Below are 21584 nucleotides of genomic sequence, written 5' to 3' on the forward strand. Positions count from 1 at the left end.
TTAGTCAACGTGTATTACAATTGCGGATTTGGAAACGGAACCCAATCGATTTGGTGATTGGCGAGGGCGAACACAAGTGCCGCGAGCGTTGCTACCAGCCAAATCGCCAACAATAGCCAGTGGTGGGTCGAATGGTGCTTGGTGGATCCTGCGCTGTTTATGCCGATGTCGTCTTCGTTGCCGTCGGTATCGTTTTCTTGATTCTGCAGATTGCTGTATCCGTCATCTGCCGAATTCGGCGAACTGAACTCGGGTTGCGCTGCGATGTACGGTTGGTCCGGCTCGGGGTAGGCGGCGCCCCGCAGTCGGCCGGCACCGATGCGCAGCGACGTGGCTTTTGGCCCGAAAGTAACGACAAGCCATGCGGCGGCCATGAATACCGCCAGTGAAAGGCTCGAATAGGAAAGCGAAAGATCGGCGGGGAGAGGAAGCGGAAGGTTCAGAGAACCGGCCGACAACGCGACCATATGCGTGGGAAGTCCCGAAACCAGATTGAAGACCACCGGGCCCACGCCGGCGATGAAGACGAAAACCAGCGCTCGCGGGACGGTGAAGAGCAGGGCTTTGAGGATATGCCAGGGCAGGCTGACCGTACGCAGCGCTGTGTCCCCGCCTTTGCGGATACCGCCGCGTCGGCCTTCGCGCTCGAGTTGCGCTTCTTCGCTGTAGCCAAGTGTCAGAAGGAACCAAAGCAAGGCCGTGGCGCAGCAGATCGAGATAAGGGGCACCGAAGCCGAAAGCAACGCGAGCGGAATCGCCAGCAGCCAAAGCGGCAGAATCGAGCGCGAAAGAAGCTTGCCGCGCCGCACGTCAGCCGGGTTCGCAATCGGGGCCGATTCCATCGGTTGGGGCGCCGGGCTGGCCTGAGCAGACTGTCCATATATATAAGGTGCAGGTGCGTAGGGCGCGTTCTGCACGGGCTGCAGGATTTGAGTGGCCGGGGCGACTGCCATCGGCATCGTGCCGGCTTCTGTCTGGCCTGTCTGATTCGCTTGGCCTGTCTGGTTTGCCGTGTTCGGCGCCGCGGCAGGCAGTGGTGTGGTTGACTTGAGGACTCGCGTCGCAGCCGGGTCAAGCGGCATGGTGGCGGTTGCGTTGTCGTTTCCGTTTCCGACCACGCTCCCATCCTGCACCATCGCGGAGGTTGCCGTCAGATCTTGCGTCGAAGGCGGCGGCAAGGTTTGGGTGGCGTCGTCGCTTGGAAGTGACGACAGGCTGAGAAGTGTTTGCGGCGCTTGATGCATTGACGGTCGGGCGCTGTTGTATGCGGTTCCTTGCGTTCCGGCCAGCCGGTCTGTGGCCGGCGCGAATGGCATCGCTCGCGTTGACCCGCGTATCTGGCGGCGTTGCTGCCCCGTCGATACCGGGGTTGTGGTGACGGCGTTGTCGGTGGTGCTACCCGATATTGTATTACTATTTTGGGTCACAGCCGTAGGAATGTCGTCGGTCCAGGCGGAACGGGGATTATCCGTGGACGCGACCTGGGAAGCCGGATCAGGCCGAGGCGTTCGGCCAAAAGGGGGCACCACCCCTTCGGGACCGCCGTTTTCGTCGGCTTCGTCGTCCAGCTCACCGTTCTCGAACGGATTCAGCGCATCAAGCGTGACGGCTTGCAGCAGCTGGTCGGGGCTGCAGCGTTTGGCCGGGTCGGGATTGAGCGCGCTGCGCAAGGCGTTCAACGTGTTGGGTGGAAGGCCTGCGAGATTGGCGTTGCCGCTCGCCTCGCGCTCGAGCACCGCCATCATCGGCTTGCTGCCGAACACCGGCCTGCCGGTGGCGGCGAAGGCGATGACGCTGGCGAGCGACCACCAGTCGGTGGCCTCGTTGCTTTCCGCGCCGTCGATGATCTCCGGGGCGATGAAGCCGGGCGTGCCCATCACCAGGCCGGTGCGGGTGACGTGGCTTTCGCCGGCGGACATGGCGATGCCGAAGTCCACCAAGACCGGGCCGGCGGCCGAGACCATGACGTTGGTGGGCTTGATGTCGCGGTGGATGATGCCTTGGGCGTGCACCGCGCGGACCGCGTCGATGAGCTTGGAGGTGAGGCGTTGCAGGTCGTCGCCGACGTATCGTCCGTTCGCCGCCACGTCGTCGCGCAGGTTCTTGCCCTCAATCAGTTCCGTGACGATGAAGGCGAGGGAATCGTCAAGTTCCATGTCGACGATGGCGCATACCCCGGGATGGTTGATTTTGCGCATCGCGACCGCCTCGCGCCGCATGCGCTCGCGGGCCGTGACGTGCGGATCGCGGCTGCGGTGGTGCGGTTGGGCGCCTCGATCGCCATTTTGCCCGCCGCTGCCGTACTTCGGCTGAGACGGATATGCACCAACCTTCCCGTTGCCTTGCCCGTAACCGGAAGTGCCATATTCATTGTCGGCCGCGTTGTTGCCTGTAAAATCGTAACCGGCGGAACCGTTGCCTGTCGCGTTGCTGTCCGCGTTTCCGTAGCCTTCAGGATTGCCTTCCGATGGCATATCCTCGTTTTGATAATGATTATCGCCGGTTTCGTTATCGTCCTTGAGCGAATCCCGCAGGATCTTCATGGCGTATATCTGCCCGCCGTCGTCGCGCACGCGCCAGACCGAACCCATCGCGCCGCCGCCCAGCCGCGAGATCAGCGTATATCCGCCGACAATCTCCCCGGGTTCCAAATCCAACGCGTTCAAGTCGCTCATACCCTCATACTACCGAGGGCGCGAAACAGCTTCGGGCTGGTTTGGCCGCGGCATAATGGCAGAAAAGCGTAAAAAGTGCCAATTAGCCCGTCTTAATCGCACTTTTTTCACTGGGCCGGTAGAAAAGTGCGTTTTAGGGAGGCTAAAACGCACTTTTTGCACTCGCGTTGAGCGTTTGGAGCCGTCTACTCTGCCTTGATGGTGAAGCTGGTCTCCAGTTTGCCATCGGTGACGTTGAGTGTCGCCACTGGTTTGCCGCCGGATTGCCGCCCTGCTTGTGAATCGGGCATCTCGATGATGGCCAGCGCCTCGCCGCGGTAGGTGCCGGTGCTGCCGGTGACGAAACTGCCCGGATTGTAGGGGGCCGCGGACCCGAACGCGACCAGCCGGCCGCCGCTGACTGTTGCGCTGAGAGTGCCGTGTTGCAGAGGTTTGGTGATGCCGGCGGCGTCGGTATAGCGCACGCGCACGTACGCCAGATGCCCGGGGCTGCAGGTGCTGGAAGCGTTGCCGTCCCTGCGTTTTGGTGTATCGGACGAAGAGTATTGGGACTCCTCGAAACCGTCGACAGGCTCCATCGAGGCGGTGAGCTTCGTCGGCCCTTCGGCGCTGGTCACCGCGCACCGGCCGATTTCCGCACCGCTTTCGTCGAAGCTCACGGCCTCGAGGGTGCCGGGTTGGTAGGTGCAACCGAACCGTGCCAGGCAGTCATGCTGCAACGTCTTGCGTGCGATTTCCTTGCCGTTCAATATCAGGACGACGCTCGCCGCGCGCGCGTAGACCTCGACGTCGGCCTTGTGCCCCTCATAGCCTTCCCAACTCCAGGAAGGCACGGCATCTGTCATTTTCCAGGCGCTCGGCGAATGCTTGTCGCCGGTGTGGTTCACCGGTCGCACCGCGAGGTAGGGGCCATGGCTTTCTTCGAGCGCGACGCGGGTGTAGAGCGCCTCGCCGGTCACCCTCCCCGTCAGATCGAGGCGGCCGGAGCCGGAAGTGAGCCAGCCGAAGCCGTTTTCCGCCGGGGCGTCGTCCCCGTATTCCCACGCGCCGACGCCGGTCTCGCCCATATAATCCATGCCCGCCCAGACGAAATCGCCGATGAGGCGCGGGTTGTCTTTGGCCATGGTCTTGAACCGATAGGCGTCGGCGCAGAAGGTTTCGGAACCGAGGATCAGGCGGTGCGGATAGCGGCGAAGGTCCTTGCGATAGCGCTTGATGCCGTAGTTGTAGCCGGCGATATCGAGCTGCGCAAACGCGTCGCGGGTCTTGACGTCGCAGGCGTGCAGCGTGGCGCCGGTTTTCATGAAATCGGCACCCATGATGCCCGCCAGATTATTGAAGAACTCGCTGCCCACGGCCTTGTGCTTGGATTTTGCCGACCCGTCTGTTGCGCGCGGAGCCACGCACGCTCCCGGAACGACGGACTCCCCGTGTGACGCCGAAACGTGCTCTGCGGATTGCGATTCGACCTCTTTGCGCGCCTTCTTGTCGGAATAGACGCCGAAGCCGATGGAGCTCAGGAAATTGAAGAAGATATTGACCCCGCAGGTCACCGGTCGGGTGGGGTCTAGGCCGTGCAGCAGGCCGACCATGGAACGGGTCAGCGCGATGCCTTTCTTTTCCGCGGTTTCGCTGACTTCGTTGCCGATCGAATACATGACGACGCTGGGGTGGTTGTGGTCTTTGCGGACCATGGCTTTGAGGTCGTCCTGCCGGTTGGCCTCGAAGTAATCGACATAGTCGTAGAGGGTCTTGTGGATGTACCAGTGATCGATGTATTCGTCGAGGACGAGCATGCCCAGCTCGTCGCAGGCCTTGAGCAACGCCTTGGAACAGGGGTTGTGGGCCGAACGGATGGCGTTGTAACCCTGGGCCTTCAACCCTTGGACCTTGCGTCGTTCGGCGTCGTCGAATGCGGCGGCCCCGAGTATGCCGTTGGTGTGGTGGACGCATGCGCCTTGCATGATCGTGCGCTCGCCGTTGATCAGGAATCCGTTGTCGCCCCAGTCCAGCGTGCGTATGCCGAACACCGTGCTGGCGGTGTCGGTTGTTGTACCGGTGTCGTTGGTGTTGCCAGTGTCATCGGCCGCGGCAAATTGGCCGTTTTCGGCCTCGTAAGTTACTTGGCAGGTGTAGAGATCTGGATGTTCGGGGCTCCAGAGCTTCGCGTCGGGAATGTCGATCGCAACGGTCGCGTTGCCCTGTTCGTCGGTTTCGCAGTCGGCCGATGCTGCTGCTGTCGGTAGTGCGGAAGTTATTGGTGCAATACGTGCAGATGCGGGTGTAATTGACGTAGCGGATACCGGTAAAGGGACCAGTGAGGCAGCGGACATTGATGCAGAAACGCTTGGCGTAGTGCCCATAGATATAGAGGTATTCCGCTCCCCCTCGAAAATTTCGATATGCGCTTTGCCGGTTCCGGTGGTCTGCAACGTTATTTCGACCTTCGCCGGTGCCGCCGAAATCGTGCGTACCCCGACGCCTTCGAAACGGATATGCTCGCGCGGCCCTGTCCAAAGCGTGACCGGCCGGTAGATGCCGGCTCCCGAATACCAGCGGGAATTGGGTTGGTCGGCGTTACGTGCCACCACGCGGATCTCGTTGTCCTCGCCGATGGTGACCAGGTCGGTGACGTCCACCGTGAACCCGCTGTATCCGTAGTCGCATGAACCGGCTTTCCTGCCGTTGACGAAGACTTCGGCGAGCCGATAGACCCCCTCGAATTCGAGGATCATGGCCTTGCCGCGCAGCGCTTCACCGGGCTTGAAGTGGCGGACGTACTCGTAATCCCGTCCGTCGAACCACCCCGTGTTGGTGCCGCCCGGCGCGTCTTCAAAGCGCGGCTCATAGAGCATGGCGTCATGCGGCAGCGTCACCGGCGTAAACGCCTCGTCGCTGCTCAGGTGACGGACCTGCCAGTGTCTGTTCAATCCCGTTGGCTGCATAAGGTCTCTTTTCTGCTATTTCTATTGATACTACTGTCTTGTGCGGCTTCGAAGAAAAGGCGTCCATGATTTCTTTTTTGCGCCATAGCAATCTGTTCGGCGGTTTTGGTGCCGTTTAGGCATGATTCGGTTTCGGTGGACTTCTTGCTGTGCTCAAATGGATGGCGTTAGGGCGGCTATGGATTGGTTATGTTGTCCGGTTTGTCCGTTTGCGGCACGCTTATATCAAATTACTTGTTGACAAGGGAACGATGACTATGAGTGGTTCTTCTGCTATGGCTGATAGTCGGGCTCCGTACGTAATGAGCCGCGACGGCAAGAAGACTTTTCTGGGAGACGAAGCGTATAAGGTCGTCCAGAGCGTGATTGCGGCTTTTCGGGTCGGCAGGAGATACTGACGACAGGCGAAGCGGCGACGATACTTGGGGTGTCGGCAAAAACCGTCGCCCGCATGGTGGACGCCGGCGAGATGCCAAGTGAACGGCGCGGAATTTCAGGCCGTCGCATGGTTCTGGCTTCCGAAGTCATTGCGTACCGCGAGCGCAGTGCCAAAGACAGGAAGAAGAATCTGGCACAAACCCGTCGTGTCGCTTTCGATTCTGGCCCATGTAACTTGGATCAGGGTTATATCGACAAGGACCAGATAATGACTGCGGGCGTCGGTCGAGAGGGTGTCATTCTCGGCGCGAATATTTTTCTGGGTGATTGACCTCAATAGAGACTATCAGCCAGCTTCATAATTATTGTTAGAAGTTTGGTGCGTAACTTCATAATTATTTTATGAAGCTGTATATGTAATCGTCATTGAAATGATTGTTGCGCTTGGTGGATAACGGGTACGGGTTCTGGTGTGTGAAAGTTGTCGGTCAAATCTGAGGTAGGAGATCCGCTTCTTTGTACTTATCTGGCACATTAATCACTGAAGAGTGCAAAAAGTGCTAATTAGCTTACGTAAATCGCACTTTTTTCATCGGTAAGTGAGAAAAGTGCGTTTTGGTGGTAGTAAAAGGCACTTTTTGCACGAAGGTAGGGAAGGTGATTGGCTACAGGGCCACTGGCGGCTAAGCTAGTTGAGGCTTGGCTGCATGGGAATGCCATTGCTGATGAGCTTCTGAATTAGTGGCTTTCGCGAAGTCACTTCTTGATAATCGGTGCGTAGAATGCTTGCGACTCCTGCGCGGTGTAGCGCATCTTCACGCCTCCGTTCGTCGTAGACCACCCGCCGTGTACTGCGCCCATTTGTCATGTGCTGGTTGGTGTACTTTTCCATGCCATCGTATTCGAGGACTACGGCGTTGCCGTTGCATAGCCAAAGAAAGTCAGTGCGAAAAATATGCGTTGGATTAGCGGGATCGCGAAATTCGTGTTGTAATTCCGGTTTCGCGAATCCGGAATCAAGTATTACTGCGCGGCAGAACGATTCGCCTCCATTTTCGCTCTTGGGGTCGGCGTCGCGAAGAAGTCTGTGCATGGGCTCGCAGTTATTGCTTCGTTGACAGGTTCTTTCGATTGCGTCAGTTGTTACTAGTCCCATGCGTAAAGCGGAGTCGAAAATACCGAGAGCTTGGGCGTAGGGGTATCGAAGTCCGCAATCGACCAATGTTTGGGCTGGAGGTGTGACCCGAATGCCATCATGCACAATGAATGTCAGTGGATGAACATGGATTTTCTCCACGGCCCCTGCCGGCTGTCGCGTTATGGATTCCTCCGTCGCGATTTGCGCATGTCCCATTTCGCTCAGTCGCCAAGGACATTCGAGTCCCAACACCAGCGCCGCGCTCAGGCCGCCGAATACGCGTCGAGGATTTTTGAGTGCGAGTGTGCGTATGAGGTGCAACGTCCTCTCGACTGGGTTAAGCTCGTTGAAATATTCCAGCCGCGCGTAGACGTTTGGACACAGACGTATGTATTCGTGCGCCAGCCACCGCGTTCGCAGGACTTTACGCTGATTGGCTGTTGTGCCGAAAATAAAGTGGCGTTGCGTTTCAGCCTTGCCTGTTAGGCGTTCTATCTCTGGGCTTCGTCGCATGCTTTCGACGTTACGTGTTGCAATAAAAGGAGCGCAAGTTTTGCGGGCTACTGTGGTCGAATGCTCGAGGTTATGCACAATTCGGGCGTGTCGCACCAAACTTATCCACCTTTGAACCGGTTCATGCATATTTTTCATTCCCGTGTGCAAAAAGTGCGTTCTACACGAGGTAAAATGCACTTTTTCACATAACAGTGCGAAATGTGCGATGAGGCATGTCTAAAATGCACTTTTTGCACGGATGCCGAAAAGCGGTCGGGAGCCATCGATGTGATTCGCGGCACAGACTGTGCGTGATAAACGACAGGATGAGTGCAGGTGAGAATAGTCTGTTGGAATAGTGGTTTCCTAAAAATAGGCGCAACAAGACCAAGGTGGTCGTTAGCTGTAACGATGGTGTATGAGGCGTGGAAGCTGTTCGAGCGCACCAATCGCAGGAGTTTGGCGTTTTAGAGAAAGAGAAGCATATGGAAGCGAAAAGGAAGATTCCCGTCGCGCGAATAATAAAAACCGTGCTTTCGATAATTCTTGCGGTGGTGCTTATCGTGGCAATGGCACTGGCGAATCCGCAATTGTCGATGAACAAGAAAATGCTGTCGAATATACTCGGCATGAATCATCAGTCGGCGGATAATTCGAAGATCGACGCGCAAGGTGTCAACGCAAATTACTACTCGACTTCTTATACCAAGGACAGCATCAAGAAGGCCGAGGACAAGCTTTATAACGATATCGCCGACGAAGGCACGGTGCTGCTGAAAAACGACGATCATGCTCTGCCGATGAAGCAAGGCACGAAATTCAGTTTCTTCAGCGCCAACAGCAAAGACGGGACGACCCGCGCGGTACTTCCCATCGGCGAGGGTGCGCAATCGGTTACTTTGCAAAGCAGCTTCCAGAAAGCCGGTTTCAAAGTCAACCAAAAACTTTGGGATTTCTACCAGTCGAAGACCGGCAAAAAGTATGGTCTCGCCAAGGGCTCGGTGAATTTCGGCGATGCCGAGGACTTCCGCATCAACGAAGCACCGCTGTCCGTTCTGCGCTCACAGCAGGGGCTTCTGAATTCGGTGAAAGGCACGGTTCCCGTCTATGTGTTGAGCCGCGTAGCTGGCGAAGGGCGCGATATGCCTCGTTCCATGTACAACCATGCGACTTCGCAGGCGGACAAGGGAAAGACCTACCTGCAGCCGGATTCAACGGAACTCGAACTGCTTAAATACCTGAACGATAATTTCGGCACCGTATTGCTGTACGTCAAGTCGAACGCCGCGCTGCAACTTGATTGGTTGAAGCAGTTCCCTCATATCAAGGCCGTGCTGTATTCGCAGAATGTCACCAATTCGCTCGCGCAGATCGTTGCGGGCAAGGTCAACCCGTCAGGTCGTACCACCGACACATTCGCGGCCGATCCGCTTGCCTCGCCCGCGGCGCAGAACTTCGGCAGCTACCAGTATTACGACCAGAACGGCAAGCCCACGAAATACAACTATATCGACTATGCTGAGGGCATCTATGTGGGCTACAAGTATTATGAGACCCGCTACGAAGACAAGGTGCTCGGCCAGGGTGACGCCGGCGACTATAACTATGCCAAGCAGGTCGTGTATCCGTTTGGTTATGGCCTGAGCTATACAACATTCAACTGGAGCGGCTTCTCGGTAAACGCTGCCGGGCAGAAGTTCAACGCCACCGTGACGGTAAAGAACACAGGTTCCAAAGCCGGCAAGGACGCGGTCGAACTGTATGCGCAGGCTCCTTACACGCAGTATGACAAGGACAACGGCGTTGAGAAGGCATCCGCGAACCTGGTTGGTTTCGCCAAGACCAAGGTGCTGCAGCCCGGTGAAAGCCAGACCGTCACGGTGAAATTCAACGAAGACCAACTGAAGTCCTACGACTATAGGAAAGCTAAGACCTACATCATGGATCCTGGTGAATATCGCTTCACCGCCGCTCGAAACGCTAACGAGGCCACCAACAACTTCCTCGCGGATAAAGGCAAAAACAAGTCCGCGGGCATGACCAAGGACGGCGACACCTCGATGGTGGCGCATTGGACTCCGGCGAACACCGACGTTGATTCCACCACGTTTGCGCTTGATTCCAAGACCAAGAAGAAGATCAGCAATGTCTTCGACTTCGCCTCGGATAAAGGTGTCAAATATCTGACCCGTGCCGATTGGACGAAGACTTTCCCCAAGCATTACGGCGAGCCTTCGGACTCCATCGACACCTGGGGCGACGAAATCAACTGCACCGACAAGAAGGGTGCCAAGGCTTCCTGCACTTGGAAGAAGACGGCCAGCTCGCAGCTGTTGAAGCAGTTGGAGGGCAATGATTCCGGTACGCCCGTGAAGCGCGCTTCCGTCAAGGCCACCCCGACTTTCGGCAAGAAGAACGGGCTGAAAGTCTCCGATTTGCGCGGCGCGGCCTATAACGACCCGAAGTGGGACAAACTGCTCGATGAATTGACGCAAAAGGACTATCAGCAGACCATCGGTTTCTCCGGTTACGGTATCGGATATCTGAAATCCGTGCAGAAACCGTATCAGGTAGATGCCGATTCGGCGACCGGACTGGTCTACGGCGGCACTAATCGTATGTTCCCCAGCCCGATGACTCTGGCTCAGACCTACAATACGGATTTGGCCACGAGGTACGGCAAGATGATTGGCGATGAGGCTTTGCTCGGCGGCGCCAATGGCTGGTATGCGCCTTCCATGGATATTCATCGCACGCCCTTCTCCGGGCGCAACGGCGAATACTATTCCGAAGACGGATTCATGTCCGGCTCGATGGCGAAGCAGGAGATCACAGGTGCGGCGACCCGAGGAGTCTACTCGTACATCAAGCACTTCCTGCTCAACGATCAGGAGGACCATCGTGGCGACCGGCCGGGTAATTTCTCGGTGGCGACTTGGTCCAACGAGCAAGCGATTCGTGAGCTGTACCTCAAGCCGTTTGAGATGTGCATCAAGTCGGGCACTGTGCCCATGAAGTACGTCAAGAAAGGTGCTGACGGCAAGTATCGCAACGCTGTGGCCCAGATGCCTGCGGCCCAGGCGATGATGACTTCGTTCAACCGAATCGGAGCCACGTGGGTTGGCGGCTCGTATCCGTTGATTCACAATCTGCTGCGTAGCGAATGGGGCTTCAACGGTTTGGTGATGACCGACAACGCCAATACCGGTAAGTTCATCAGTGCCTATCAGATGATTGAGGCCGGTTCTGATTTGAAGCTGCTGAGCGCCAAGGATCCGACCGGCGAGAAGCTCAATTTCAATGATCCCGCGACGTACCAATATGGCCGTGACGCTATGCACCGCACGCTGTACACAGCTGCTAACAGCAATTGCATGAACGGCGCACTGCCTGGAGCCGGGTTCAAGTATTCGACTACAGTGACCACGATTCAGGTGATCTTCAACGCCGTTTGCGTTATCCTCATCGCTTTGCTCCTGTTCTTCTCGGTCTGGCGCTGGATCCCGGCTACAGTTCGTCGTGTGGATGCCCGTAAGGCAAAGCGCAGGGCGAAGCGTGCCGAAAAGCGCGCTGCACGGAAGAAGTGATGGCTGGCAAGGATAGAGGATAAAGGCAAGGCTTGTTGACGGGCCCGGCGGCGTGATCGTGCGGCGCCTGGCCCGGCGACTTGGCTGGTGGCGGTTTCGGTCTCCTCCGTGCCGCTGCCGACATCCCCGCGCACCCCGGTTGTGGGTTCCGGTTCGATTCCGGAGTCCGCCGCCGGGGTGCGTCTTGCGTTGTGGGCCGGTTGCGCGCACTTTCTACGCTTCCGTGTGCAAAAAGTGCGATTTACCCACACTAAAGTGCACTTTTTGCACATGGTCGTGCGAAAGGTGCGATTTGGCGGTACTAAAACGCACTTTTTGCACTGATGAGGCCGTATTGATGAGGCTGCGCGGATGCGGCTGCACTGATGAGGCTGCACGGATGAGGGTGGGCCGTGGGCATAAGAGCGGCGGGGCATACGACATAATGGGCCCTGCGGATGCAATTTATGCGGTTGTGGCTACAGAACATGATTGTTGTGGTGAGGTGTGGTGCGAAATCTGGTGAAATGAAGCAGCTTGGCATAACGAGGTGTTGGTTTGGGCCAACGGATAAGTAGCGAGGCAGCGGGTAGCGCAGTGGTGGTCCGCAGTGTCGTACGATGTCTGTTTGCAAGGGCAAACGCCTCTGACAGACGAGCGTGGCGGGGATGTCGCGCGAGTCTGCTCGGCGTCGGTAAAGGTTATCGGTGCCATGCCGTTATTCCGTAAGAGGAATAAGGAGGAGACAAAGCCATGTTGCAGATCAACATCGCCGATGTCGTCAACGTCATCAAGTCGCTGGTGCCCTATCTGGTGGTCATCGGCGTCCTGCTGGTACTGGCGATCGTCATCAGTGTCGCCGTCAACAAGAAGACGGTCAAGAATGTAGGAACACGCAAGCTCGTGCGCAGCGAAACCTGGCTGGTGGCCCTGGTGGCCATCGTCGCGGCCGTCTCGATGATGCTCACCGGCCCGATGTCCACGTTGCTCAACAATGTGACATCCAAGAAGTACACGCTTTCCCAGTCCACCATCGACCGCGCCAAGACGCTCGCCGAGAAGGTTGAGGGCGAAGGCATCACCATGCTCAAGAACGACGACGCGAACCTGCCGCTTTCAAGCAAGAAGGTCAACGTCTTCGGCTGGGCCTCGACCAACCCGATCTTCTCGGGCACCGGCTCCGGTTCGATGAGCACGCAGTACAAGACCGTCGGCGTGCTCGACGGCATGAAGAACGCCGGCATCCAGACCAACACCGAGCTTACGAAGGTCTACACCGACTATATGAAGCAGCGCCCGGTCGTCAAGGGCGCCATGTTCGCCCCGAACTGGGAGCTTCCGGAGACCCCGGTCGACAAGTACCCGGCCAAGACGATCGCCGACGCCAAGAAGTTCTCCGACCAGGCCGTTGTGTTCCTGGCCCGCCAGGGCGGCGAGGGCAACGATCTGCCGACCGACATGAAGGCCAAGGGCGTTTCGTTCAACAACAATTCCAAGAGTTATGAGGACTTCAAGGCTGGTCAGTCCTTCCTCGAGCTCGACCAGACCGAGCGCAACATGCTCGACATGGTCACCAAGAACTTCAAGAACGTCACGCTGGTATACAACGGTGGCAACACCATGCAGTTCGACTTCCTGAAGAACTATCCGCAGATCAAGTCCGTGCTGTGGTGCCCGCCCGCCGGCCAGACCGGTTTCAACGCCCTGGGCAAGGTGCTTTCCGGCGCCATCGATCCGTCCGGCCGCACTTCCGACACGTTCCTCAAGAACCTCAAGCAGGCCGTCAACTTCAACAACTTCGGCGACTTCAAGTACGACAATGCGCAGAGCCTCGGCGTGGCCACCACCGGTTTCGACGGCAAGACCAAGACCAAGACCCCGACGTTCGTCAACTATTCCGAGGGCATCTACTTGGGCTACAAGTTCTATGAGACGGCCGCCAAGGAAGGCCTGATTAATTATGACGACGTGGTGCAGTATCCGTTCGGTTACGGCCTGAGCTATACGAAGTTCAGCCAGTCGATGGGCAAGATCAGCCATGAGAATGGCAAGGTCAGCTTCGACGTCACCGTTCGTAATACCGGCAACAAAGCCGGCAAGGACGTCGTAGAAACCTACTACAACCCGCCGTATACCAACGGTGGCATCGAGAAGGCCTCGGCCAACCTCGTCGCGCTCGAAAAGACCCGCGTGCTCAATCCCGGCGAATCCCAGAACGTCAAGATCTCCTTCAAGGACGATGACATGGCTTCCTATGATTCCAAGGGAGCCAAGGCCTGGGTGCTGGAGAAGGGCGATTACGCCGTCTCCATCAACTCCGATTCCCACACGGTGATCGACCAGCAGAACGTCAACGTTCCTGCGACCATCACCTATAACACGAAGTCCAAGACCCACGATGGCGACAAGACTCCGGCCACCAACGAGTTCGACGACGTTGCCGGCGACGTGACCTATCTGTCGCGCGCCAACCACTTCGCCAACTACCAGCAGGCCACCGCCGCTCCGAAGAGCTTCTCAATGAGCGACAAGATCAAGTCCGAGTTCGTCAACAACGGCAACTACAAGGCCGCCGCCCACAACAAGGCGAGCGACAAGATGCCGACCACGGGCGCGAAGAACAACATCCGCCTGGCAGACCTGCGCGGCAAGTCCTACGACGATCCGGAGTGGAACAAGCTGCTCGACGAGATGACGTTCAAGGATATGGACAACCTCATCGCCAACGGCGGCTACGGCACCCCGGCGGTGGATTCGATCGGCAAGATCAAGACCACCGACGCCGACGGCCCCGCGGCGCTCAACAACAACTTCACCAAGGTCGGCTCGATCGGCTTCCCGGCTGAGGTTTCCTTCGCCTGCTCCTGGAACAAGGACCTCAACAAGGAGTTCGGCGAGATGATCGCCGATATGGCGCACGACATGCACGTGGACGGCTGGTACGCCCCGGGTATGGACACGCACCGCAGCGCCTTCTCCGGCCGTAATTTCGAGTACTTCTCGGAGGATGGCGAGCTCGCGGGCGTTCTGGCCTCCAGCCAGGTCCAGGGCGCGCAGTCCAAGGGCGTCTACGCCTTCATCAAGCAGTTCGCGCTCAACGACCAGGAGACCAACCGCCTCAACATGCTGGCCACCTGGGCCAACGAGCAGTCGATGCGCGAGATCTACCTGAAGCCGTTCGAGATGGGCGTCAAGACCGGCGGCGCGACCGCTGCGATGAGCTCGTTCAACTACCTCGGACCCACCTATGACGGTGCCAGCAACGCGCTGCTCAACAACGTGCTGCGCGGCGAGTGGGGCTTCAAGGGCTTCGTGGTCACCGATTACTTCTCGGGCGACCCGATGCAGAACGCCGACCAGATCATCCGCAATGGCGGCGACACTATGCTCGCCACCACCAAGGTGACCAACCACATCACCGACAAGTCCGCCACCTCGCTTCTCGCGATGCGTCAGGCTTCGAAGAATGTGCTCTACTCCGTGGTGAACGGCTGGCAGTACGCCAACGGCGAGCCCAAGGTCGACGTTCCGTTCTGGCGTCCGGTCATGTACGTGGTCTGGGCCGTCGTCGCGGTCCTCTTCATCGGCCTCGAGGTGGTTGCCATCATGCGCTTCCGTCGTCGTCGCGCCGCTGCCAAGACCGCGGTGACGGTTGAGTCCGTCGAGGCTGCTGACCAGCCCGCAAATTCCGCTGATACGTCGGATACGGTGGTTCAGTAACCGGTTGGCTATTAATCGGTCGGCCAGATCCAGCCATAAGGATTTGGCCGACCGGTTATCTGCCGGCCGTTCGGCGTTATACGGCCGAGCGATGGAACTATAGACGACAAAGGCACGTGGAAGCGCGCGACAGTGCTGTTCGTGTCAGGGAAATGACAGCTTGGGCGATACGTTTCTGCGATTGCCGGGTTGCTGGTTAAATAAACAATTGCTAGTGGTGGATGGTATGCGATGTAGCACAAGGTGTGCGGTGTCGCATATATGTGCCGACTAGGTTCATGACGGTCGTTGAGCCGGTGCGGCTATTGGCGTGGGCGGTGTTGCGCCATCGGAACCGGACGATTGCGTCATTGGTACAAGGATTATAAGGAGTAGGTATGAAACTCGAAGAACTGAGCGTTACCGAGAAGGCCGCGCTGCTTTCGGGCGCATCCGAGTGGGACTCTCGGGGCAACGAGCGGGCCGGGATTCCGAGTTTCGTGATGAGCGACGGCCCCCACGGGGTGCGTCGTCAGCTGGGCGAGGGCGATCACCTTGGCATCGGTGCCTCCAAGCCCGCGACCTGCTTCCCTACCGCCGGCACGGTGGCCAATTCCTGGGATCCCGCTCTTGCCGAGGAAATGGGCGAGGCGTTGGGTCGCGAGGCGCACGATCTCGACGTCAACGTGCTGCTTGGCCCGGGCATGAACATCAAGCGCAACCCGTTGTGCGGCCGTAATTTCGAGTATTATTCCGAAGATCCGCAGGTTGCCGGGCGCATGGCCGCCGGTCTTGTCAAAGGCATTCAGAGCAACGGCGTGGCCGCTTGCCCTAAGCATTTTGCGGTCAACAGCCAGGAGCTGCGCCGTCAGGCCTCCAATTCCGTGGTTGACGAGCGCACGCTGCGTGAGCTCTATCTGACTGGTTTCGAGATCATGATCCGTGAGGCCCGTCCGTGGGCCATCATGAGTTCTTACAACCAGCTCAACGGCACGTATGCGCACGAGAACAAGCATTTGCTCACCGAAATCCTGCGTCAAGAATGGGGTTTCGACGGTGCGGTCATCTCCGATTGGGGCGGTTCCGATTCCGCCGTGGCGGCGGTGAAGGCCGGCGGAACGCTGGAGATGCCGTCGCCCGGTTACACTTCCGTACGTGAGCTGGTCGGCGCGGTCAAAGCCGGGACGCTGGCTGAGGCCGATCTCAACGTTCGGGCTGGTGAAGTGGCCAAACTCGCGGGGCGCACGCGTTTCGAAGGTGTCGGCCGTGATGATCTGTTGAGCGATTATATTGCCGAGCAGCATCATATGATTGCCCGTCACGTAGCCGAAAATACCGCTGTGCTGCTCAAGAACGGCAGCGCGGTCGGCAGTAAGGCCGTGCCGGTACTCCCCCTCAGGCACGGCACTCGCGTGGCGGTGATCGGCGATATGGCGAAAACCGCACGTTATCAAGGTTCCGGCTCATCCAAAGTCAACGCGACGCAGGAGGAAAACCTGCTTGACGAACTGGGGAAGATCGACGGCGTTGAGGTCGCGGGCTACGAGCAGGGCTATGAGCGTCACGGCGGCAGGAACTGCGTTTTGATCGAGGATGCCGTCGCCTTGGCCGCAGCCGACAAGACCGATGTGGTGCTCGCCGTCGTCGGACTTGACGAACGCAGCGAATCCGAGGGGCTCGATCGTTCCACGATGGCCATTCCCGAAGGCCAGAACGAGCTGGTGAAAGCATTGGTGGCCACCGGCAAGCCTGTGGTGATCGTGCTGGTCGCCGGCTCCCCTGTCGAGCTGCCGTGGTTCGACGACGTTGCCGCTCTCTTATATATAGGTCTTTCCGGGCAAGCTGGCGCTTCCGCCACGGCCCGTGTGCTCGCCGGAAAAGTCAATCCTTCCGGCCATCTCGCCGAAACCTGGCCGCTTAAGTATGAGGACTCCCCCAGCTCCGGCTGGTACCCGGCCATCGGCCGCGACGCCATCTACCGCGAAGGTTCGTTCGTCGGCTATCGGTATTACGAGACCGCCGGCGTGCCCGTGCGCTTCCCGTTCGGTTATGGCTTGAGCTACAGCTCGTTCACGTATTCCGGCTTGACCAGTGACGAAAAGGGCGTGACATTCACCGTCACCAACGATTCCGACGTCGCCGGCGCCACCGTTGCCCAGATGTATGTACGCGGGCCAAAGGGCGGCGCGATGCGTCCCGACCGCGAGCTCAAGGGCTTCAGGAAGGTGTTCCTTGCCGCGCACGAGACCCAGACGGTCACGATCCCGTTTGATCGCTATACGTTCCGTCATTACGACGTGGTGCCCGGAACGTGGAAAACCGAGACCGGCGAGCGTGAGATTCTGGTCGGCGATAGCGTGGAAAATCTGCCGCTCAAGGCCACCCAGATGATTCAAGGAGACATCGATCTCTGCCCGCCGAACCCGGTGCTCGGCCATTACTTGAAAGGCCAGGTCAAGGACGTCACCGACAACGAGATGACCGCGCTCTTCGGCCACGGCGTGATCGCTCCCGGCAAGCCGACGGTTTTCGGTGAGAACGATCCGATCTCCTCTTGGGCGGATTCCCGCGGTTTCCTCGCGCGAACCATCGCCAAAACGTTGAGCAAGCGCGAGGCGAAGATTCGCCAGAAAACCGGCCAGCCCGACCTCAACACCCTCTTCATTCTCAACATGCCGCCGCGCGCGATGTGCAAGATGACGCAGGGCATGGTCGACTCGGCGATGGTCGAGGCCGTCGTCAAGATCGCGAATGGCCACACGTTCCGTGGTATCGGCTCGCTCGTCGCCGGTTATTTCCGCAATATCTCGGCCAACAAGCGCGTGGCGAAGGAGCTTGAAAGGCAGTGAGCGGCCGCGGGCGAGATGAGTAAGACAATGAATGGGACCGTAAATGAAAACGAGGACAGCATGAGCAAGAAAGAGCAAGCCCAGGTCGATTCGGCCGATACAGTGGATTCCGTACCTGCGTCGGATGCCGGAAAAGGAAGCAAAGGCGTTGTCGCCGCTTGCAAGCGCCTGATCGCCAAGTACCCGAACCTGTGGGAATTCATCAAGTTCAACGTGCTCTCGAATATCTCCACGATCACGCGATTCGTGGCCGTCTGGGTCCTGACCGCGCTGTTCGTGCACGCCATGGGCCTGACCCAGCCGTTCAGTTTCCTCATCTTCAACTACTCGGCGCCCAGCACCAACGGCCTTGGCGGTTTTCTCACCTTCTTGATCGCGGAGATCTGCGCACAGGCTGTCAATTTCGTGGTGCAGATGAAGTGGGTCTTCAAGTCCGACGCGAGCTTCAAGTCCACCGCGTGGAAGTACGCGATTCTGGCCATCATCATCGTGGTCGTCGGCCTGCTGCTGCCGGGCTATGTCACCACGCTGTGCAAGGGCTTTGGCTGGAACGATGCCGTTTCCTCGACCCTCGCCTCCGTGGTCAACACGGTTCTGGCCGTCGTCATCAGCTACCCGCTCCTGAAGTGGTGGATCGCCCCGGCGAAGAAAGAATAAAATCCGCGGTTCATATGCCTCCGTCACGTTATACAGGGTCGTGTGCGTGGCGGAATGGAAGCGTCCGAGCGAAGCCTCCGAGGTAATAGCATGGTGGCGAATCCGAAATGAAACGGCTTTCGTTTCAGAATGTGCAAAGCTTGTTCAGTATGTGAGGTATATTACAAATATTGTTGTTCCCTACAATTATGCTAGGCAAAACAAGGAAGTTTGTTGATTGGAGTTCACAAGGGCTCTGATTTCAATAAAGGGAAGAAGGATGCCACGATGGCTCATTCAAAATTAATCAAGGGCGGAGTAGCGCTGACGGCTACCGTGTGTATGCTGCTTGCCGGTGCCAGCACGGCCAACGCTGCTGACCCCGCGCCAGCCCAAGCTGCACCTGTGACAGCGACTCAGACGGCTCCTGCGACGACGGCTCAGACCAATGTCGACAAGACAGCGTTGCAGAATGAGGTTAACAGCGTTCCCGCCGGTTTTGACGATTGGCAGGGTGCACTTGCTGACGCAAAGGCTAAGCTCGCCGACGCGAATGCAACTCAGGAGGACGTGGATACCGCACTGCAGAATCTGAAGGATGCTGTCGCCGATGCCGCTGAAGATGCCACTAACCCGGTTCCTGAGCCGACCGACGCTGAGAAACTCGCTGATGCAAAGGCCGCTCTGGAAGTCATTATCAAGACAGCCCAGACCAAGAAGGAAGCCGATTACACGCCTGCCACTTGGGCTACGTTCGCTGCCGCGCTGCAGGCCGCCGAGCAGGAAGATGCCAATCCTTCCGCCACGGCGGACACGCTTGCTACGAAATCCGATGAACTTGTCAAAGCAACGAACGGGTTGCAGAAGAAGTCCACGACCCCAACGCACGAGAATCCGGTCAATCCGTTTGCGCCGAAGCCGGATGTGAGCATGCTGACCGTGCTTGTGAATGACTTCAAGTATTATACGGAGTCGATGTACACTCCGGAGACCTGGGCTCCGTTTGCCGAGGCCAACGCCAACGGCAAGGCCGATCTTGAAGAGGCCAACAGCGAGGGCAACTCCCTCGATCAGGCGGCCATCGACAAGGACGTTGTCGCTATCGAGACCGCCGGCAGCAAGTTGGAGTTCACCTCTGCGCAGTGGAAGAAGTTCCTGCAGAGCGACGTCGACTATGCCTACAGTGACAACTTCAAGCAGAGCGATTACACCGCCGAGACCTGGAAGCCGTTCGATGCGGCCCGTGCCGCCGGCAAGGCCGCCCTCGATTCCGTCACCCGCGCCGAGCCTGATTACAAGGCTCTGGACAACGCGTTGATGACCGCCGAGTTCAACCTTAAGAAGGTCAAGCCCGCGTCTGACACTGAGAAGAAGGACGGTGCTGCCAAGAAGTCCGACAAGAAGTCCGACAAGAAGCTCGCGACCACCGGCGCCAGCATCTCGGCTGCCGTGATTCTTATGTTCATGGCTCTTGGCGCCGCCGGTGCGTTCACCGCGCTGCGCAAGCGTGACTGAGCTCGGATTGATGCCTATGCTCATACGAGCTGGTTCACATTGATGTAAAAACTCAATGGGACTTTACAAGACCGCCTCAAAGAAGCAATTCCTTGAGGCGGTCTCGTGTATGTAAATGTCGGCGATTCCACGGCTTAGTCATTGGCTGTGTGGATGACGATCATTTTTAACACAGCACAATGACCGTGTAAATCTGAAGTCGGTTGATGGGGGCGAATCGGTAGGATTATGCCGATGTCTGTCGGCGTATTTGTGCCAAAATACTTGCTTGCTGATAGGTGCCAAGTAAAAAGGCACAGTTAACGCCTGCATGGTTACAGCTGTGTTCTCAGTTGGTTTGTTCCGGGTTCTCATCTGCTAGCGCGGCAACAGCACGGTCAGGGTGAACCAGTGGTCGCGGGCCTTGATGGTGACGTTGCCGTGGTAGAGGCCGGCGATGTGCTTGATGGATTTCACGCCGTAGCCGTGGGCGCGCTGGTCGGATTTGGTGGTCTTGAGGTCGCCCTGGTCGTCGGTGCGCAAGGTCGATTCGTAGTAGTTCTCGACGCGGATGACCGTGAACTGGCCGTGTTGGTAAAGCGCGAGCTTGATGAGCCGACGTTCCGGCTGTGGGACCTGCGCGGCCGCCTCGATGGCGTTGTCGAGCGCGTTGCCGAAAAGCGTGGCGATGTCCATCGAGCTCATGTCGCCCAGCAGCTTGCCGTCGGCCACCGTCGTAAGTGTAATACCATGCTGAGTGCAAGCCTTCACTTTCGAAGTGAGGATGACGTCGAGCACGGAATTGCCGGTGTGCTCCTGCGCGCTGTATTCCCGCACCGACGCCTCGAGCTGCTCGAAGCCGGCGGCCGCATGCTCGGGGTCGACCTCGGCGCGCAGGGCGGTGATCTGGTGTTTCAGATCGTGCGAAATGCGTCCGAGCGATTCGATGTTTTCCTTGGATTGCAGGTATTCCTGGTGCTCGCTCTGCAGTTTGGCGTCGATGGAATTGAGCTCGACGTTCGCCCGCGTCACCCTCGCCTGCTCCTGTTGCGCGCCGAGAATGGCGTAACCGCATAGATCGACGAGCGTGCGGATATAGAAGATTTCTTGGCCCACGGAACCGGAGAAGGGCGTGTTGGTGGAGACGAAACTCAGGTTGCTCATCGCAAAGGTGACGATGGTGATGATGATGGAGCCGGCCACGGCCGTACGGCTCGGGTTCGTTGGTCTGTCCTGTTCGAAGTTGTGGCGTTCGATGGCCCAGGCCAGGCCGAAGCCGACCAGGTAGATCACCGTGGCGAGCGCGGCCGTCGGCAGACCCGTTCCAGAGGTGCGAACCCGCATATTGAAGCCGATGAACGTGGCGATTTGCCAGTGCAGTGAGGCCACGAGTTCCGCGAGCACGAAAGCGCGGGCGGTGACGTAGAGCGCCTCGCGCGGCGTGGTCTGTGAGCCGAGGAAAATGACCAGATACATGCCTGCCACCGCCAGCAGCATGCCGAAAATCCAGAAGTCGAGGCTCATCGCTCCGTCGAGATATTGGATTCCGATAATCGCCGGCAGCCCGATCGCGGCCACGAGCACGCTGCGCCATTTCGGCGCGCGGCGATAGATGACCAGCAGATAGACCACGCAGGCCATCCATTCGCAGATGCCGGTGTAAAGCCGCGGAATATTGGGCAGCGCGTTGGTGATGGTGTTCATTGGCA

At 58.2% G+C, this 21584-nt stretch carries 10 protein-coding genes; 6 read left to right on the plus strand and 4 right to left on the minus strand.

Annotated features, from left to right (window positions below; genetic code table 11):
* Nucleotides 1-14: 14 nt before the first annotated feature.
* Together OZX71_RS00325 and OZX71_RS00330 are read right to left on the minus strand one after the other, a co-directional pair.
* Nucleotides 15-2675, minus strand: coding sequence for a serine/threonine protein kinase (locus tag OZX71_RS00325; protein WP_277160085.1), 2661 nt, complete (start codon nucleotides 2673-2675; stop codon nucleotides 15-17).
* 185 nt (nucleotides 2676-2860) lie between these two features.
* Nucleotides 2861-5620, minus strand: a complete 2760-nt coding sequence (locus OZX71_RS00330) for a glycoside hydrolase family 2 TIM barrel-domain containing protein (protein ID WP_277160086.1) — start codon at nucleotides 5618-5620, stop codon at nucleotides 2861-2863.
* A gap of 394 nt (nucleotides 5621-6014) precedes the next feature.
* On the opposite strand from OZX71_RS00330, the gene OZX71_RS00335 reads away from it, so the two are divergent.
* Entirely contained in the window at nucleotides 6015-6329 is a 315-nt protein-coding gene (locus tag OZX71_RS00335; protein WP_277160704.1) for a helix-turn-helix domain-containing protein, read from the plus strand.
* A 357-nt stretch (nucleotides 6330-6686) separates the two neighbouring features.
* Here the strand turns inward: OZX71_RS00335 and OZX71_RS00340 are convergent, their stop codons facing one another.
* Nucleotides 6687-7748: a CTP synthase gene (locus OZX71_RS00340; RefSeq protein WP_277160087.1), complete on the minus strand. Its 1062-nt coding sequence runs from the start codon at nucleotides 7746-7748 to the stop codon at nucleotides 6687-6689.
* A gap of 368 nt (nucleotides 7749-8116) precedes the next feature.
* On the opposite strand from OZX71_RS00340, the gene OZX71_RS00345 reads away from it, so the two are divergent.
* The 5 genes from OZX71_RS00345 to OZX71_RS00365 all read left to right on the plus strand — a co-directional run bounded on the left by OZX71_RS00345 (nucleotide 8117) and on the right by OZX71_RS00365 (nucleotide 19896).
* Complete coding sequence (locus OZX71_RS00345) at nucleotides 8117-11218, plus strand: glycoside hydrolase family 3 N-terminal domain-containing protein (RefSeq protein ID WP_277160088.1); 3102 nt, start codon at nucleotides 8117-8119, stop codon at nucleotides 11216-11218.
* A gap of 732 nt (nucleotides 11219-11950) precedes the next feature.
* Nucleotides 11951-14917, plus strand: coding sequence for a glycoside hydrolase family 3 protein (locus OZX71_RS00350; protein WP_277160089.1), 2967 nt, complete (start codon nucleotides 11951-11953; stop codon nucleotides 14915-14917).
* 377 nt (nucleotides 14918-15294) lie between these two features.
* Nucleotides 15295-17745 (plus strand): glycoside hydrolase family 3 C-terminal domain-containing protein, encoded by a 2451-nt coding sequence (locus OZX71_RS00355; RefSeq protein ID WP_277160090.1) that lies wholly within the window; start codon nucleotides 15295-15297, stop codon nucleotides 17743-17745.
* A 60-nt stretch (nucleotides 17746-17805) separates the two neighbouring features.
* Nucleotides 17806-18402, plus strand: coding sequence for a GtrA family protein (locus tag OZX71_RS00360; protein ID WP_277160091.1), 597 nt, complete (start codon nucleotides 17806-17808; stop codon nucleotides 18400-18402).
* A 267-nt stretch (nucleotides 18403-18669) separates the two neighbouring features.
* Nucleotides 18670-19896 carry a hypothetical protein gene (locus OZX71_RS00365; RefSeq protein WP_277160092.1) on the plus strand — a complete coding sequence of 409 codons (1227 nt, stop codon included), beginning with the start codon at nucleotides 18670-18672 and terminating at the stop codon, nucleotides 19894-19896.
* Nucleotides 19897-20253: 357 nt separating this feature from the next.
* On the opposite strand, the gene OZX71_RS00370 is transcribed toward OZX71_RS00365, so the two are convergent.
* A complete protein-coding gene (locus tag OZX71_RS00370) occupies nucleotides 20254-21579 on the minus strand; it encodes a GHKL domain-containing protein (protein ID WP_277160093.1) in 1326 nt (441 codons plus the stop codon).
* Between the last annotated feature and the right edge of the window lie 5 nt (nucleotides 21580-21584).

Source organism: Bifidobacterium sp. ESL0764 (genome assembly GCF_029395515.1).
Classification (GTDB): domain Bacteria; phylum Actinomycetota; class Actinomycetes; order Actinomycetales; family Bifidobacteriaceae; genus Bifidobacterium.

What these genes read in the sequence shown, in the direction of transcription:
- OZX71_RS00325 (WP_277160085.1), bottom strand. Translation starts at nt 2,675, where the DNA reads ATGAGCGACTTGAACGCGTTGGATTTGGAACCCGGGGAGATTGTCGGC.
- OZX71_RS00330 (WP_277160086.1), bottom strand. Translation starts at nt 5,620, where the DNA reads ATGCAGCCAACGGGATTGAACAGACACTGGCAGGTCCGTCACCTGAGC.
- OZX71_RS00345 (WP_277160088.1), top strand. Translation starts at nt 8,117, where the DNA reads ATGGAAGCGAAAAGGAAGATTCCCGTCGCGCGAATAATAAAAACCGTG.
- OZX71_RS00350 (WP_277160089.1), top strand. Translation starts at nt 11,951, where the DNA reads ATGTTGCAGATCAACATCGCCGATGTCGTCAACGTCATCAAGTCGCTG.
- OZX71_RS00355 (WP_277160090.1), top strand. Translation starts at nt 15,295, where the DNA reads ATGAAACTCGAAGAACTGAGCGTTACCGAGAAGGCCGCGCTGCTTTCG.
- OZX71_RS00360 (WP_277160091.1), top strand. Translation starts at nt 17,806, where the DNA reads ATGAGCAAGAAAGAGCAAGCCCAGGTCGATTCGGCCGATACAGTGGAT.
- OZX71_RS00365 (WP_277160092.1), top strand. Translation starts at nt 18,670, where the DNA reads ATGGCTCATTCAAAATTAATCAAGGGCGGAGTAGCGCTGACGGCTACC.
- OZX71_RS00370 (WP_277160093.1), bottom strand. Translation starts at nt 21,579, where the DNA reads ATGAACACCATCACCAACGCGCTGCCCAATATTCCGCGGCTTTACACC.